The 17,545-nt window shown below is 44.3% G+C and carries 15 protein-coding genes; 1 reads left to right on the top strand and 14 read right to left on the bottom strand.

Annotated features, from left to right (window positions below):
* Positions 1–91: 91 nt before the first annotated feature.
* From ACFTRD_RS04035 to ACFTRD_RS04020, 4 genes are all read right to left on the bottom strand, one after another.
* Entirely contained in the window at positions 92–769 is a 678-nt protein-coding gene (locus ACFTRD_RS04035) for an ABC transporter ATP-binding protein (protein WP_379377844.1), read from the bottom strand.
* Positions 766–1,890 carry an ABC transporter permease gene (locus ACFTRD_RS04030; RefSeq protein ID WP_379377843.1) on the bottom strand — a complete coding sequence of 375 codons (1,125 nt, stop codon included), beginning with the start codon at positions 1,888–1,890 and terminating at the stop codon, positions 766–768. The genes ACFTRD_RS04035 and ACFTRD_RS04030 overlap by 4 nt, the downstream gene beginning before the upstream one ends.
* A 65-nt stretch (positions 1,891–1,955) precedes the next feature.
* Positions 1,956–3,332 carry a sensor histidine kinase gene (locus ACFTRD_RS04025; protein ID WP_379377842.1) on the bottom strand — a complete coding sequence of 459 codons (1,377 nt, stop codon included), beginning with the start codon at positions 3,330–3,332 and terminating at the stop codon, positions 1,956–1,958.
* Positions 3,329–4,006, bottom strand: coding sequence for a response regulator transcription factor (locus tag ACFTRD_RS04020; protein ID WP_192265164.1), 678 nt, complete (start codon positions 4,004–4,006; stop codon positions 3,329–3,331). The genes ACFTRD_RS04025 and ACFTRD_RS04020 overlap by 4 nt, the downstream gene beginning before the upstream one ends.
* Positions 4,007–4,444: 438 nt before the next feature.
* On the opposite strand from ACFTRD_RS04020, the gene ACFTRD_RS04015 reads away from it, so the two are divergent.
* The gene (locus tag ACFTRD_RS04015) at positions 4,445–5,413 is read left to right on the top strand and encodes a cation diffusion facilitator family transporter (RefSeq protein WP_379377841.1); all 969 of its coding nucleotides are present in this window, start codon (positions 4,445–4,447) and stop codon (positions 5,411–5,413) included.
* 124 nt (positions 5,414–5,537) lie between these two features.
* Here the strand turns inward: ACFTRD_RS04015 and ACFTRD_RS04010 are convergent, their stop codons facing one another.
* The 10 genes from ACFTRD_RS04010 to ACFTRD_RS03965 form a co-directional block, all read right to left on the bottom strand.
* Positions 5,538–5,837 (bottom strand): SHOCT domain-containing protein, encoded by a 300-nt coding sequence (locus tag ACFTRD_RS04010; RefSeq protein WP_379377840.1) that lies wholly within the window; start codon positions 5,835–5,837, stop codon positions 5,538–5,540.
* 64 nt (positions 5,838–5,901) lie between these two features.
* Positions 5,902–6,285: a hypothetical protein gene (locus ACFTRD_RS04005; RefSeq protein ID WP_379377839.1), complete on the bottom strand. Its 384-nt coding sequence runs from the start codon at positions 6,283–6,285 to the stop codon at positions 5,902–5,904.
* A 262-nt stretch (positions 6,286–6,547) separates the two neighbouring features.
* Positions 6,548–9,274 (bottom strand): InlB B-repeat-containing protein, encoded by a 2,727-nt coding sequence (locus tag ACFTRD_RS04000; RefSeq protein WP_379377838.1) that lies wholly within the window; start codon positions 9,272–9,274, stop codon positions 6,548–6,550.
* A 1-nt stretch (position 9,275) separates the two neighbouring features.
* Entirely contained in the window at positions 9,276–11,717 is a 2,442-nt protein-coding gene (locus ACFTRD_RS03995) for a X2-like carbohydrate binding domain-containing protein (RefSeq protein WP_379377837.1), read from the bottom strand.
* Positions 11,718–12,410: 693 nt separating this feature from the next.
* Positions 12,411–13,382, bottom strand: a complete 972-nt coding sequence (locus tag ACFTRD_RS03990; RefSeq protein WP_379377836.1) for an aldo/keto reductase — start codon at positions 13,380–13,382, stop codon at positions 12,411–12,413.
* A gap of 25 nt (positions 13,383–13,407) precedes the next feature.
* Positions 13,408–13,824, bottom strand: coding sequence for a MerR family transcriptional regulator (locus tag ACFTRD_RS03985; protein ID WP_379377835.1), 417 nt, complete (start codon positions 13,822–13,824; stop codon positions 13,408–13,410).
* 271 nt (positions 13,825–14,095) lie between these two features.
* Positions 14,096–14,638 carry a MepB family protein gene (locus ACFTRD_RS03980; RefSeq protein ID WP_379377834.1) on the bottom strand — a complete coding sequence of 181 codons (543 nt, stop codon included), beginning with the start codon at positions 14,636–14,638 and terminating at the stop codon, positions 14,096–14,098.
* A 71-nt stretch (positions 14,639–14,709) separates the two neighbouring features.
* The gene (locus ACFTRD_RS03975; RefSeq protein WP_379377833.1) at positions 14,710–15,573 is read right to left on the bottom strand and encodes an aminoglycoside phosphotransferase family protein; all 864 of its coding nucleotides are present in this window, start codon (positions 15,571–15,573) and stop codon (positions 14,710–14,712) included.
* Positions 15,574–15,693: 120 nt separating this feature from the next.
* Complete coding sequence (locus ACFTRD_RS03970; RefSeq protein ID WP_379377832.1) at positions 15,694–16,230, bottom strand: HAD-IIIA family hydrolase; 537 nt, start codon at positions 16,228–16,230, stop codon at positions 15,694–15,696.
* 435 nt (positions 16,231–16,665) lie between these two features.
* A complete protein-coding gene (locus tag ACFTRD_RS03965) occupies positions 16,666–17,529 on the bottom strand; it encodes a DUF4085 family protein (protein ID WP_379377831.1) in 864 nt (287 codons plus the stop codon).
* Positions 17,530–17,545 lie beyond the last annotated feature (16 nt).

The raw sequence follows: 17,545 nt of genomic DNA, 5'->3' as shown, positions 1-17,545 counted from the left end.
AAAGAAGGCCACTTTTCCCATCGGGAATTCATGGACCTTCTCATGTGATATCCGTTGAACTAGAGAATATTTACACTAGCTACTCTCAGCACTAATGGTGTACCAGTTTCCCGTTTTCCAAAAAGAGAACCCGATCACATAGCGGCAAAATCCGCTCATCATGTGTAACCATCACCGCACTCTTGCCCTGCTCCTTCACAAGCCGTGCAATCATACCCACAATATCCAGTCCACGTTCCGCATCCAGACTGGCTGTCGGTTCATCCGCAAGCAGGACGGCCGGATCATTCATCAAAGCTCTGGCAATGGCAACCCGCTGACGTTCCCCGCCGGACAGCTTCTCGGCATATGCCTTACGCCGATGTGATAAGCCTACTGTATCCAGCAGCTCATTAACTCGCTTCTCCGCCTTGTTTTTGTCCGTTCCGGCAAGCTTGGCAACCACCATTAGTTGTTCTTCCACTTTCAGATACGGAATGAGGTTGGCACTTTGAAAAATAAAACCGAGCTGCTGCAGCCTCACATCGGATATGTCCTGCTTGTTTTTGCCCATAATCGATGCGCCATCCAGCAGAACCTGTCCCTCCGTAGGTTCAAGCAGTGCACCTGCAATGGACAGAAACGTACTTTTGCCTGAGCCGGAAGGACCCATGACCGCGACGAGTTCTCCTTCGGCCACCTTAAGATCCAACTTATCCAATATCGTCCGTTTGACCCCGCCATCTTCGAAGGTCTGTGTAATTCCCTGCAATACCAGTCGGTTTCTCATGCTGCTGTCCTCCCAATCGCATCAAGCGCATCAATTTTGGTAACCTTCCACACCGAGAATAACGAACCTGCCATAGACATTATCACGAATAACACGCAGGTTAGTGTCAGGGTGGACAAGCCTAATTGAAACGGCATTGAAGCTGGCAAGATGGATTCAAATAACTGAACCAGCAGAACACTAATCACCAGACTGCCAACGGACAGCAGTAATACTTGTAGTGAGACACTGCCAGCCAGATACGAATTGCGTGTTCCAATGGCTTTCAAAATGCCAAATTGACTCGTTTTCTGAATCGTGATGACGTAGAAGAATACCGCAAGCACAAACGCCGAGATGACAAATAAAAAGGCAATCATCATGAGCAGCGAGCCCTGCTCTTCTTTGTACCCAGGAATGGCCGATACCGCATCGGACTTCGTAATCACTTCCGTATTCGGCAAAGCGGTACTGAGGCTGTCTACCTTCCCGCCTGCATCTTTAACGGCAATCGCACTATATACAGGCGCATTGGAGTCTATTTTTCCTTGCGAAGTTCGGGAGCCTTCTTGAATAGCCCCCCATTCCTGCTCGTTCAGGAACACAACGGGTGAGTGACTGAAGGACTCATTTTCTACAAATCCAGCCACTGTCCACTCTCTGCCCGAAGCTTTATCCACCAGGACTGTTCCAATCTTCACGCCGTCTTCAGACAGCTTGTGATCCACCACAACCTGTCCATTCTTCAGATCCGTGATTGGTGATCCTTCGGTTGCGGTTGGAGCGAGCCAGCCTTCCGGGTTCACCATGAATAAGGTTACATCGAGCTTCTTCGTGTCGCCAGCTGGACTGACGGTTGTCATTTTCACACCCAGTGGTTCAGCATTCTCTTGCCCCACAACGGAGCGTGTCTGCTCCAGCTGATCCTGATTCACCTGGGAGCGGGTAAAACGATGATTCGAATCCTGCTCCAGAACAAAATGGGTTGCTGCCATATTTTTGATGGATGCCGCGTTGTCATACGCGAGTCCCTGTGCCAGACCTGTGACAAATAAAACCAGAAATGAAACAAGCACCATAATTGTAGCAATTAATGCATATCGCCCTTTGGCAAACCTCATTTCTCTAATAGCCAAGTACATGTCTCTGACCTCCTCTTGATAACCCAAGTATAGGAGGTGAAAATGAACGGCAAATGAATAACAGATTACATCTGCGGCAGCGTCACGGTAAAGACCGTTCCTTCTGACGAACTGGCAACCTCAATCGTGCCGTCATGGATGCGGATAATTTTCTGCACAATAGCAAGTCCAAGCCCGGTTCGGCCGGAAGAACGCTCTCTTGCGCGGTCTACCCGGTAGAACCGATCAAACAGGAACGGCAAATGCTCTGCTGCAATCCCATCCCCTGTATCCCGAATATGGATTACGCATTGAGCATTTGATTCCTCGGCACGGATCTCGATGCTTCTTCCCTGTGGGAGATGATTCACGGCATTCCCCAGCAGATTCATCCATACTTGCATGAGCAGCACTTCATTGCCATAAAGATGGATGGATTCGGGTACCGAGATCCTTAGCAACAGTTCTTTTTCTTCTAACTGCCATTGCAGCACCTGAACCGCTTGGCGGAATTGATCTCGCAGAGAGAATCTCAATTTTGTTAAATCCTCATGACCTTGTTCCAGGGAGGACAACAGCAGCAATTGTTTACTAAGCAACGAGAGATGGCGGCTCTCTTCTTCAATAATGGAGGCATAATGCTCCCGTTCTTGTTCAGGCAGATCCCGATCCCCCACCAGTTGGGCAAAACCCTGAATCGAGGTCAGCGGCGATTGGATCTCATGCGATACATTGGATACAAACTGCTGACGCGCCTGATCTACCCGCTCCAATTCACGGCTCATGGTCATGAAATGCTGGGCCAGCTGTCCAATCTCATCACGCCGCGTGGTGGATAATTTCAGATTATAGTTTCCTTGGGCAATGCGCTTGGTCGCCTCCGATAGACGTTCAATCGGAGTTACCAGATAGCGGGTACTTATCAAAAAGAGCAGGACACTAATGCCCACCGTAAATGCTCCAATCAACGCAAAAAAGATACGCAGTTCACCGAATTGCAAAATGACATCCGGGCGCATAAACAAGGCATAGCTTGCATTGCCCATCTGTAGATGTACCCCAACGGTATTGCTTAATTGATTATCGAAAAAACCGGTAATGAAAGGTTTGCTGGGAAACTCGGCAACGCCATGGTAAACCTCACCCCTCAGTACCCGGTCTACAGCTTTCTGGTCCAGATCCTTCTGGCGGAATTCACGGCCATAGAATTGGTCATTTCCTTTTCCATCCGTCACATAAATTTCGTAACCGAGGGCTGCGGCATTGTTCAGGTAATGCTCCACCGTAGCAGGTTCTTGCTCCGCAAACTGCTTCATCTGTGTCGCGATGCCCACCAACTTCTCGTCATTGAAAGACTTCAGCTTCGCATGATAATAAATGTTGGATAAAAGAAAACCGAGCATGGCGCTGACCAGAATCACCGCGATCGTAATCATGAACACCCGAAAGTACAGTGATCTCAATGCGCTTTCACCTCAATCTTATAACCAATCCCCCGTACTGTCTGAATAACAAAATCATCTGCATAATCTGCAAAACGATCACGCAGTCGCTTGATATGTACATCCACCGTGCGGTCATCTCCTTCGTAATCCGCTCCCCAGACTAAACGAATAAGTTCATCGCGCGAGAATAAGCGGCCCGGAAACTGAGCAAGTTGAGAGAGCAGCTCGAACTCCTTCATTGGCAAAAAGAGAATCGATTGCCCATCGGAGACCTCGACATTGTTCCGGTCAATCACAATGCGATTCATGCGAATGATATCACTGGACGTGCGATGGTATCGGCGAAATAATGCCTTAACCCGGTAGACCAGTTCCTCAGGCTCAAAAGGCTTCGTCACATACTCATCCGTACCTCTCAAGTACCCATCTCGTTTATCCGATAGCTGATCTCGTGCAGTTAGCAGCATAATCGGAATGTCATAATGTTGGCGAATGAAATCACATAACTCCAGTCCGTCCATGCCTGGCATCATTACATCCAGGATCGCCAGATCAATCGGCGTTGCTTGCATTATCTTGACTGCTTCCAACCCATCCTGTGCTTCATGCACCCGATACCCTTCCTTGGTCATGACATGCCGGAGGAGTGCTCTAATATTGGCATCGTCGTCCGCCAGAAGCAGATGCTTCATATCGTTGTCCACCCCTTCTGTATAAGTTGAATGAATAATTTTACACTAGCCACTACAAGGTCAGGACATTATTGTGATCGCTGTTAACTCCAGATCTTTCCTGCCCTCTCCGTTATCGTGTAAATATTAGTTTTAACTTATATATTCTTTATTTTATTATTAATAGCGAGAACTTCCTCGACATTGATCCATGCACAGATGGTAGCACAAAAGCAACGTAAATCGCCAGCGAACATGCAGTGAAGCCACGTGGGCATTGTTTATATTTTCTCAAATCTGGTTGACACTATGATCAGGCGCACCTATAATAAAACCATAACATATGAACAATTGCTCATATATTCATTTATAAGTGATTAATCATTGCCGAGGATCACTTTTAATTATAAAAAAAGCATATTACATACCGGAGCAACGCTCCAAAGGAGAGGATTTCATATGTCTGAACATCACCACAATCACGACCATGGACACAATCATGCTCACACAAACAACAAGAAAGTACTATTGTTTTCCTTCATCATTATTACCGTTTATATGATTGTTGAAGCCGTTGGCGGATATATCACGAACAGTTTGGCGCTCATCTCCGATGCAGGTCATATGCTGTCTGATTCGATAGCTTTGGGAATCGCTTTGCTGGCGTTCACCTTTGGCGAAAAAGCGGTGAACTCAGGCAAAACGTACGGGTACAGACGCTTTGAGATTCTCGCAGCCACGTTAAACGGAATCACGTTAATCGCCATCTCTCTTTACATCTTCTACGAAGCCATTGGTCGCTTCATTCATCCCCCAGAAGTCGCAACGGTCGGCATGTTGATCATCAGCATCATTGGACTGCTCATCAATATTCTGGTGGCCTGGATTATGATGCGAGGGAGCGATACGGAGAAAAACCTGAATATGCGCGGTGCTTATCTACATGTCATCAGTGATATGTTGGGATCGGTTGGGGCCATTGCTGCGGCTCTGCTCATGATGTTCTTTGGCTGGGGTTGGGCCGATCCACTTGCAAGTGTAATTGTGGCGGCACTGGTATTGCGTAGTGGGTTCTATGTCACCAAATCATCCCTGCATATCTTGATGGAAGGTACTCCGGCTAATGTGGATGTGAATGAGCTGGTGGAGACCATCAAACAAGTGGATGGCGTCAAAGGCGTACACGATGTGCATGTCTGGTCCATTACCAGTAACCTGAACGCACTGACCGCTCATATCGTGGTAGATGGAACGATGGATGTCTATGCATCCGAGATCCTGGTTCAGAAGATTGAACATCTGCTGGAGCATAAAGAGATCAAACATGTGACGCTCCAAGTCGAGTCCGAGAAACATCTGCATGATACCTCGGTGCTATGTACGGTCAAAGGCGACGCACCGGATGCCCACGCGCATCATCAGCATTGAGTTGGGTAAACAAAAACAGGGCAGATTCCCGTAAAAGGGAACGCCCTGTTTTTTGTTTAGAGAATTTATGCATTTTGCATGAGCAGAAAATGGAATATTCTTCACCTTGTCGCAAGCTCCTGGACTACTTGTATCTGGAAAGTAACTTCTCTTTCTTCTGATCAAATTCATATTCCGATATGATATTTTTCTCTTTTAATTCACCTAACTGTAGCAGTTGTTCATGAACATTCACAGGGGCCCTTTTTCTCTTGCTAGATATGATTAAAGATACAATTGAGAAAAGCAGACCATATAAGACAGCAAGGATTCCCATTCCTGCTGCGGAATCCGAACTGTCTGGTGAATCGTCTAGCGAAAAAACTGCTATTAATAAAAAAATAAGTATGTACCAAATAAGGCTGATGATCGATAGTGCTTTCAATTGAATTTTCCTCCTAAATGTTATGTATCTTTCTATTCAAAATCAGGAAAGGTTGATCAGAAGACTAAACATCAACCTCGTTCCAATTTACTATGACGTATCCAAGCTGAAACAACAGGATGACAATATAACTGATGTTGATTCCCAAACTGGTCTTAACTTTCTTGATCTGATCCAAGTATTCTTCTTTGTTCATTTTCCCACGTTCCAGCCTGGACTTGATCTTTTGTTTGTCCTTCCATAACATGTAGAACTCAAGTATTGCAAATACTCCCCACGCCAATGGGTATACCAGTAACACTGCATTAGCAACTGACAACAGCATAAGGGAACCTTCATCCAAACCTTTCTCCATTCCTAGCTTAAAGCTTACATTCACACTCAAGGTGAGAATGACTAATCCAAAACCTATAAAACTTAAATACGGTGTGAATTTGGAGTTTTGCATGTGCTCTTCCTTTCCGGCAATCTCCATTGTCTATAAGGTTCTTAAATAATCTGTGGTACTCGTAAAATTCATAAAAAGGCAAAATAGAGCTCTCCGTTGATCTTTTCTATGTATGGGTGAACTCCCATTAGTATAAATGACGCTACCGATATATTAAAGACCCCTTTGACATGTATGTTCCTCCCCATTGTCAATTAACAACAAAAAACTAGGCTCTAATAGAAACATAGAGCCTAGTTTTGTACATCAGTAAATTATCCCATCAGTCATTCGGGTTATCAATTAAATTGGTCTCTATCAAAAACTTTTGTACTATCGCTGCAGTTTCACCTCGGGTAAGGTTCTTTGTTGGCATCAAGCCTTCATTCGATCCTTCTACAAGTCTGTTCTTCACAGCTGCAGCCATGGCCTGCTTCGCCCAGGATGCAACCTTTGCTTGGTCTGCGAACGGAGACAGCAGAGAATCTGGATAGGCTCCGTCAGCTACTAGACCAGCCAGTATCATCGCCCTGTTCATGATCACCAATGCTTCCTGCCGAGTAATGGTTTGGTTAGGAGCAAAAGTCCGGTTCTCATAACCTTCAATCAAGCCATATTCCACAGCCTTGGCGATAGCACCTGCGTACCAATCACTGGACATCACATCATTGAACCCGCTCTCGGTGCCAGTGTCTGACAAGCCCAACGCACGAACCACAATGGCTGTAAGTTCTGCCCTGGTAATGACAGCATTGGGTTCATAATGATTCTCATCTTTACCTTTGATAATCAATCGGGAAGCCATATCATTAACGGCCAGCTTCGACCAGTGACTTTCCACGTCCGCAAAGGTCTTTGGATTCCAGATCAGGAAGTAGTCGCTGTTGGTGAGACTTTTCACGGTCGCATAGTTCTTCCCTTCACGAGTCGTGAAATACGTTGGTACGTGGCGTACACTGCCATCTGAATTCAGCACTGCTGCCGTTGTCACCTTGGTCACATCGATATCGTCGGGAAGCGGAATTTCGCGTTCCACGTAGCTGCTAAACTGCTCCACAGCTACCGTTTTACCATTGTAAGAAGCTGTTACATTAAAAGTGACCGGCGGGGCTGCAACCTCAAAGCCTCCTTGAGCAGAAGCAGTCGCGGCGAGAACAGTTGTATCCTCATCGCTCTTGGCAATCTCCACTTGTACGACAATGTCGGAAAGTTTAACTTGTTCGCCCAGTTTAGTGGAAATATCATCGATGGTAATTTGCCCAGCAGGCAGCTTGTAGGTCCCGTTTGTCGTTTGTACCTCCAAAATCGATTGCTTAATTTCCATACTTTTCACTGCTTCACCGGTCAAAACCACTAATACTTTGTCCATTTTGACGGTCACAGGAATGACCACAGTGGATTTGTCGGCCGCCTTCTTGAGTTGATCAGCTAGCTTGAATGAATCTATTGTAGCCTTCAGCACCGATTTCCCGTTCTCTTTAGTCGTCGATCCTGTAGCAATTTGGTCTTTCACAATACCGTCAACAATGACTTGAAAACCAACTGCTTTATCGTCAGACGACGTACTTGGAACAGATGGCATGCCAGAGTTATTGGCGTTATTTGAATTGTTCGAATTGTTCGAATTGTTCGAACCATTGCTTGTCCACTTCGCATACAATGTCATATCCGACGTGACCGTATCCGCCGCAAAGTTCCAGGCATTTGTGCCCTCTGCTTCTTTGTACCAGCCTGCAAATGTGTAACCAGTCTTCGTCGGTGCTGTCGGAGCACTGATTGTCGTGCCACTGTTCACATTGGAAATACTGGAAACCAAGCTGCCTCCCTGCGAGTTAAAAGTAACAGTATGTTGCACTGGTCCATCGATTACCATTACCTTGCCAGGGATTAGCATTTTGTTCATCTCTAGCCCTGATGAGTCCATGATGGAGAATAGGTCGGAATCTTCTGTCTGCACTGTAAGTGACTTTTCTCCTTTCACTGCCTCGCTCTTCACCTTGAAACTAACAGTGAACAACCTCTCTCCTGCCAGGATCGGTGTATCTCCCCCATCATTATCTACCCATACTGTTTTGAGCCAGCCTGCATCGTTATCGTAATTGGAGTCGAAGTAATCTCCAGCGTTTCCTGTAACCCTAGTTACTTCCAAATCTTCTGAGTCAAAATCAAGCTGTACACTATAGCCTGCTATTCCATAAGTTAAGTCGGTCACTGTGACTGGTACGTCCACCGTAGAGCCAGGCGTTCCGCTCACCGAGCCAATCTGAATCTGCACCGCGTGCCGCGTCCATTTCGCATACAACATCATATCGGACGTTACCACGTCTTCTTCAAAGTTCCATGCATCCGCAACGGACACATCCTTGTACCAGCCTGCAAACGAGTAGCCTGCCTTCGTCGGAGCTGGCGGAGCACTGATCGTCTTGCCGCTGTCCACGTCGGTCACACTCTCTACACCACTGCCTCCCTGTGAGTCGAATATCACAGTATGCTTAATCATACTTGTTGTCTTTACCGTTACCTTCCCAGTCTCAACTGAAGTGGAAGCGAGCTCATCACCCTCATAGAGGTCATGTTTTATCACATTGAAATCCCAATCTCCAGGCTCTGCAGAGTCCATGATTTTGAAATGAAGGGTGAATGCCTTTGTACCTGCTTCTGTAATGAATACTGGATTAGCCTTGATATGGATCGTCCCATTACTAGAAAAATCCGATTCAAAACCTTCTTCATCTGAAATGACCCCCAATTCATCTGTCACTTCATTTCCAGGTACCAACGCCAATGTAGAGGCATCAAATCCAATCGAAATATCATAGTGATTGATCAGATCCTCCGGTGTCAAATATACCGAAATGTCAACGAAATCTCCGGGATATCCTTGTTCGCTGCTTACCTTAATCGAGTTTGAAGCTACATTTGAACTAGAATCGGCATAACCCATTGTTCCAAAAGTTAAAAATACAACGACCGCCATCATTATTGAGATCCATTTTTTCCAAGCCATCATATCAACCCTTTCCTACGGCAATGGCAAGAATCGCTTTGACATCCTCATCATCCCATTTCCCATCACTATTCATATCAAGCGCCTGCAATTGCTCCGGCGTAAGTGTAATCTTGCCTTTCATGTATTTGGTTAACAAAAGTGCATCAGCAGCAGTCACTTTACCGTCGCCATCTGCATCTCCCATAACAAACTCTGTATACTGTGCAGTATACGTTACATCCGTTATTACTACAGACGTAGCTAATTCATGACTACTCAGCTTAGTGACGCCACCATCGCTGCTCCATCCTGCAAAATGGTACCCCTTAACAGGCGTAACTGTCGGCACGTTTACTGGATGTCCACCAATCTCTACCTGCTCGTTCGTGCCATCGATTGTCCCGTGCTCTCCTGGTAAATAGTTAACCGTCACGACCTTCGGGGTAGTGTCACTGATTGTAACTACCAGCTTCTGTATATCCCCTGTACTAAAGGTGAAGTTCAGGTCTATTGTCCCCTCTGCTTGTTTGGCCAGATACTCCTTACTGATCGTCACAGTCCCCGCAACAATCTTATAATCGGTGTCCAGTACAAGCTTCTCGGACCCATTCTCAATTCCAGTTAATTCATTTCCATTTAAAACGACTTCTGTTTCAATATCCTTGTAATCCGCAGATGAACTGTTTTTGTCAAAAGAACCGGTTGTAGGATTGATTGTGCTGTTCATAACCGATTTTCGCAAAATAAGTCCATCCAACCCTACCACTACATCCTCGCTTCCGCTTGAGATGCTGCCACGCAGGTCAACCTTCGTACCGCTCATTTGCTTGCTCCAAGTGATACCATCCGGTGAAGTAAGTATGACTCCAGAGTCCCCAGTAGCCTTAAATCCATTTACGTCATAATGGATACCTTGCAGCACACTAGTTACTGTACTCGTTACATTACTCCAGTTTTCCCCGTTGGAAGACGTGATGATTTTTCCGCTTGGTCCAACTGCAACAAACAAGCCGTTACCGTATGCGACATCATATATATACCTTGAAGAATCACTCGGTTGTTCCTTCCATGTAACCCCATCAGGTGATGTCAAAACTGTACTCCCGCCTACTGCAACAAATAAACCATTTCCGTAACTAACATCAGTAAGCGGAACTGACACTCCACTTGTTTGGCTCGTCCAAGTTTCACCATCCGGTGAAGTCATAATTTTTCCAAAAGCTCCTACAACTACATATTGATGATCACCATATACGCTATCCAGGAGTGTCCCTTCACCTGTTAATTGCTCTGTCCAAGATACTCCGTTAGGAGACATCATTATAAGCCCAGTATTTTCGAGTCCGGAAAGTTCTTTATAACCTACTGCTATGAATTTGCCGTTACCATAGTTAACACTGCCAATATAATCTCTTATATACGGAAAAACTGCCGATTTTCGGTTCACCCAAGTTTTTCCGTCTACAGATGTGTAAATTGCGCCGATCATACTCGTTGATCCTATCATTTCATAACCAGCTGCAACAAACATGCCATGGCCATAAGTCAGGCTTTCAAGACCTGCAGCCGTTCCCCTCAACTGATCTGTCCATAAGATTCCGTCGTTAGAGGTCAAGATCACACCACTGTAACCGACAGCAAAAATGAGACCATCCTTAGCAAAAACGCCATTAAGATCCTTTATGGTGCCTGTACTTTGAACCGTCCAGTTAGTTCCATTAGCAGAGGTCACAATGGTTCCGCCTCCACCTACTGCCACATATAAGTTATTAACGTTGTCATATGTTACTGTGTTGAACGTGACAGAACTATTACTTGTTGCAGTGGTCCAACTATTCCCATCACTGGATGTAACAATCAATCCACCTTGACCAACAGCTACAAATTTGTTGTTACCATAAGTTACTCCGTTAAACATATAGGTATTGTTGACTGTTGACGTGCTCCAAGTAGTTCCGTCGGCAGATTGGATCACAGATCCTCTTTGTCCCACACCAACGAATTTATTTTTGCCGTAAGTAACACCCATATGATATGTACTTGTTACTGGCTGCCCCGTCCAGGTTATCCCGTCTGTAGATGTAATAACATTCCCAAGGGCCCCTACTGCTACGAACTTCCCGTTGGCAAATACAACGCTAGTTATAGCGTAAGAGGTGATATTTTGTCTCTGAATTTTCCACTGGGTTTCACCGTCTACTAGGGTTACTATCAAACCGCTCGATCCAACTGCGACAAATCTACCATTACCGTAGGCGATACTTGCTAGATTAGAATTCACTGCTTGTGGATGGTCCGAAACTATCCAATTCTTACTGTCAGTGGAAGTGATAATCACTTGATTTCGTCCCACAGCGACAAATTGGTTGTTGCCATAAGCTACAGCACTAATTGAATTAGCCGTAGGGAATGGACTCACCTGTTCCCATTCACCAGAAACTGCTTGCGCAGAATTTTGCGTCATGAAAGCCACCATTATCAAAAATGCCAGTATAGTCACTAGCCCTCGTTTGAAAGATGCCATCTTTTGGCCCCCTATGCTTCCCTTCAAATCATATTCCTCCTCATATACAATTAAAATTTGGAACTTCACGTGAATTATAACAAACGATTCTGAACCGATTCTGAACAGCCGTTTTCGTTTTCCCAGCCGCAAACATCAAAAAACGCCATGCAATTCATAATCATGGCGTTTAATCAAATCATATCCCTTCAGCAACCCACTTGGCCTAGTTCGGCATTACAGATCGTTATCAAAATGTTGATAAACACATCATTCTAAGTATCTTAGATAATACCTTCTCTTACGAGTTCACTTTTTCTTGAAGGTCTTAGGATGATGTCCTTGAGCAATCCAATTCTTTCTCCTGTCTGTCCGTTATAAAACATTCCGCATGTTCTACACTCTTTAACCACAGTACCATTCCCTAAGTTTGTGTAATATCGAAGCTCACCCTCGCAAACATCACAGCATTCTTCATATGATCTATGGAAAATAAGAAAATTCCCAATCGAAGTCTCTCCAGTGTAAATGTAGAGCGATTGGAAATGAATACAAATAGAGACTTTCACTAAAGGAGAGTCTCTATTTGTATTCTATATTTGTATTTTACTGAGCAGCTACTTCACTACTAATAACAAGTTATAAGGACATTATTTACCCATTGAGCTGAGTCATCATTTCTTTCATATAACGTGTTCCATGCACCTCATTTTGGGGACTTACCTTTTCAATACGAGCTAAGTCATCAGGTGTCAGTTCAATTGTTGCAGCGTTCGCGTTTTCCTCCAAATATTTGATTCGTTTCGTTCCCGGAATCGGCAATGCGTTATTAGCCATAGTCCAAGCTAAAGCCAATTGTGCAGGCGTGCAGCTCTTCTCCATCGCAATCTCTTTGATTTTATCTACAACTTCTATATTTTTGGCGAAATTGTCTCCTTGGAACCTCGGCATATATCTGCGCAGATCATTAACATGCAAATCTTCGAATTTCCGTATCTCACCTGAGATAAACCCTCTGCTTAATGGACTGTATGCAATATGTGTAATATTCAATTCTCTCGCAGTCGGTAGAATCTCGTCCTCAATATCCCGGCTCCACAGGGAATATTCGCTCTGCAACGCAGAAATCGGATGAACGGCGTGTGCACGGCGTAAAGTGGAAGCCGATGCTTCCGACAAGCCAAGACAGCGGACTTTCCCCTCTTTAACCAAGTCAGCCATCGCGCCAACAGTTTCCTCAATTGGAATCTGAGGATCTACTCTATGTTGATAGTACAGATCAATATAGTCGGTGTCCAGCCTGCGAAGACTTGCTTCTACAGCCTTTTTGACGTAATCTGGATGACCATTCAACGTCTCATAGTTTGCGGTATACGCGAATTTGGTAGCAATAATGGCCCGATCCCGACGTCCCTTCAGCGCTTTCCCCAGTAGTTCTTCATTATGACCATTACCATACACATCAGCTGTATCTAGCAGTGTAACACCAATCTCCAACGCGTGATGGATGGTCTTTATTGACTCCTCATCATTAGTTTCCCCATACATCCCCGGAGACATGCCCATAATTCCCAATCCAATCGAAGATACGACTATATCGCTATTTCCCAGCACTCTTTGCTTCATTTCTCCATCTCTCCATCCGTTAATATTAGTCTTTGTCGATGCTTTCCATTTGATCTAGCAGCTTGCTTTCTGAAGGAAGCTTTCCTGTTTCTATGTCTTCATAGATGGTCAATTTGTTATTTACCGCTGCAAGTGCTTCGGCAATTTCAAGTTGGCGGCGATGTAATTCCTCTTTATATTCGTGAAGGATCGCTTTCCGTTGTGGAATGGTTGAATCCCCGTCCAGTGCCAGACTAACCATATGTTTCAGTGTAGATACTTTCATACCCGTTGCCCGGAAACAGGACATCAGTCTCATCCAATCCAAATGTTCTTCCTCGAACATCCGATTTCCATGTTGATCCCGTTGAATGTAAGGGAGCAGTCCCTCCTTCTCGTAGTAACGAATTTTATGTGCAGGACAACCCAGCCGCTCCGAAGCTTCTTTTATCGAAAAAGCCATAATGCTGACTCCTCCTTTATGTTCATTTTTGGATGCATTTGGCCGGTTCTTTTACATCCTAAGGCTTAATGTTCACATTAAGGCAAGCACAAATTTCAAAAAATTTAAATGAACTGACGTTCACTATTTTTAACAAATGGAGGACATAGCACACGCTTTAGTACTTAAAAATAACGAATAGAGGAGATATGTCGAAAAGATCGGTGAAAAGCTGGGATTCGGAGGAAAAGAACTTGGAGAATCTGAGCAATTGTTTCACTTACTTTAATTGTTAGGTGTCATAAAGTACCCGGGCTTGATCACAGTTCAACGGTTCGGTAAAAGGTACTTCCATGAAGTATTCCAGTTGCCATTGCTGCGTTTTTTGAGCCTGCTTACTTGTTGGATTGTCCCAAGGCGGATATACACGTATGGCGCGCTTGCCACCTTTGCCTTGATCCGATAGGATATTTCGCTGTAACAATACATGCTTTGGAAATACGAATTGACCAAAGTGGCTGCCTGTTCGCGTACTAATGACATACACATCTGCTGGATTTGATCCGTCATATGGCTGTGTCGATCCATCCTCACTCCGCTGCCAGAGGGTAACAAATTGCCCGATCTTGGTTGGGGTTGTTTTAGCGACACGAAATCGAATGAACGTAGAATTTATTGTAAACACATACGCCCCATATTCAGCATTTTGTACTTCTTCATGTGGTTGGGAGCAAACAAAGCGACACTTGTCATAGATAAGTTCCTTACTGGCAAGTAAGTCGCTGTGAAGCATATCGGAGGTTATCCAAGCATTCGAACTATTTTTGTTATCCAACTTGTGATATCTCTCCTGTCTTGTCTAGTCTGAACTAAAGCATTGGTGATAAGTTTGAAGACCTTGCTATTTTAACATCCCTGGCACAGTAGCTTCCATTCCTGCCATGCCTCCAAATACTCAGGCAGATCATCAGGATGATGCTTGTTACTCAGCCCAATTCGGCAATATAGATGGACCAGAGCTTCCTCTATCAATCTGGATTTATCCATTTCCACCTGTTCCAGAAGTTCGAATGTAGCAAATAATGTTTCGGTGTTGATATCATCCGGCGAAGAGCTAAAAGCATACAAGAAATCATAGAGGATAGGTCCAACCATTGGAGAAGGGTCAATGACGCCGATGAGTTCATTTTGATCATATACAAAATTATGAACCCCCGTATCGCCATGCAAAAGAAACTTCTCTTCTTCCTCATGAAAGAGACGATCCATTTTGGATTGAACCAGATTATAATCATCTGTCGTTAAAATACTTCCGATATTCATCTTTGCTTCATGAATACTGATTTGATTGAATTCTTTCCAGGTCCTCTGTGGGAATTCTATTCTGCCCCATGATTTCGTATCTGAAGAACGCACATATGTATTGAATAGCTCTTTCACCAGACGAGATAACCATTCGCTTTTGTGTCCACGGTTAAAATGAGTCGTGCCTTCTATATAGGAGTAAATTAGATAAGTGTTGTCCAGATCAGTCAACAGAACCTCAGGCAGTAACGGAGAATGCTTATACGTATCCAAAAACTGCTGGGCGATGTGAATCTGCTCAGGTTCATCCGATTTCAGAATATATTGCTTATTGAGAGTGGTACTCAACCGATAAACACGTCCAGCGGTGGTACCTGACAAACGTTGAATTTCAGTGATTTCCTCGTTAATATGATGCATCTTGAACAGATCATTGATCTCTTCTATCGTTGGGTTGATTAACATACGCTTCTCCTCAACACGCTGAATTATCTTTCAAAATAAGCTCGTTGCCGATCTTGTCCTGAGGTTTTTGTAATAGTCTGACATGCCCATTCAGGTTCACCTCCTGTCTTTATTTTCTAATCATCTTCCATGAATAATCCATTGTACGGCATCCCAAATATCTGCTGCGATATAATCAGGCTCGGTCTCCGTCCATTTATCTCTGAATTTAGTTAATGAAGACTCTCCCCAACCTGTTCTCACCATGATCTTGGTCGCTCCTACGGCATGGGCAGCAAGCATGTCTGTGTCCCCTACATCACCAATAACTATGCATTTGGATAAATCCAGACCGTGTTCCTCTGATGCCTGTAATAACATTCCGGGTTTCGGCTTTCGGCAACTGCATTCTTGCTCATGCGGACATATATAGGAGTGATCGAATCCGTACTCGCGAAATTGCTCTACAAAATCCTGAACACTTGCTTCTCCACGTGAGATTCGATATTGATTAGTAAAAGCCAGTACCATAATGCCTTCACGTTTCAAACACATAATTGCTTCTTGAGCATTGGGGTATAATCTGAAATCTTTCGGATGAATAAAATGACCTGTACCACCGATTGTTCCATCTCTGTCTATAAAAACAGCTTGTACGTTCCCCTGTGGTTTCATCATGGTCTGTTCCTTTCCTAGAAAATATTATTGTATCTCTCGCTTCTACCTAAAATTATTTCCTATACTTTCTCGTCAAAAATATGCTTGCTGTCATCTTGCTGCCTATGATGTTGCTGTTTTTTTAATTTTAGTTTTCAGAGAGTTCACTATTTTATATGTTGAGGAATATCACTATTAGGTGGGTTATCTTCGAACTCCCAATTCGGTTTAATCTCTCGATATCTCATCAGAACAAATATTTTGTATAAAAGGTCCGAAAAGAAGTAACATGCAATGCCCACGACAAACACGGGAATAGATAAATAACCAAAGGTGCTGGTGGTCCATTCCAACTCTATTTCCTCCATCCTCCTGTTTTCCTTACTGAATTCCCGCCGTACCCAACGTATTTTCAATGGCCTGCTTATAATTTTCCCAATCAAAATAATATCCGTCTCATTCTTCCTCTGCGAGAATGTCGGCACAGCGAACAATCAATTCAGGCATATTTTCTCCACCAAAAAGAACATGAAGTTCATATCCATTATCGATCCGATACAGCTCTTGATACAGCCAGTAACTGCCTACAATCTCACCCTCTTGCTTGATGATTTCGGGTGCAACCAGCGTAAGTCTATTTATATTGGTGAAGCCCCCACGAGTGTCAAAACGAATGACCACTTCCTCTCCCGTCAGTAGTTCCGTCACTGTACAATCATGAAATTGAACCCGCTTATGTATTTCATCTGGAATATTCTGTGCCACAATGGCTTCCCTGTATTCATTCGATACACGTTCCATCTCTTTCCTGTTCTCCGCGCTCTGTTTGTTCAACTGACGCATTATTTCTCTAGTGCAATACCCTAACGTAAACACACGGATATCCGCAATTTGTTCAACGATTTCCTGTGGCAAATTCTCCGCTTTATATCGAAAATTCCATTCCATTGATTCTATGTACTCTTCTTTGCATTTCTTCTCGTCAAAAGGTGGACGGACATCATACTCCGCAATAAGTTTCTCAATATGCGCTCTCTCTTCCGGTGGCATGTGGAATACCATCTGATCCTCTTCTGTTACTTCTTCCCCACTGAAAGCTTTGTCTACGCGAGTGAGCACTTGACCATCATGCTCTAGCATGAGACGAGGGTCCATATTATATAGCTCTCGCTCCTGCTTTATATGCTCTTTTTCCTTTCTTTTATACAGCCTTAGAAATAGATTCTCATCCAATTCATAAGCTCCACGATGTACCCGCATCCCAAAATGAAGTCCTGTCCGCTGACACAACTCGTACCATTCTTTCGTTAAATATCTCATATGCACCTCTTCTGCT

Origin of the sequence: Paenibacillus sp. NPDC056933, assembly GCF_042674385.1 — a bacterium.
Taxonomy (GTDB): domain Bacteria; phylum Bacillota; class Bacilli; order Paenibacillales; family Paenibacillaceae; genus Paenibacillus.
Note: the sequence above shows the minus strand (reverse complement) of the source record. Positions and strands in the feature narration are given on the sequence as shown.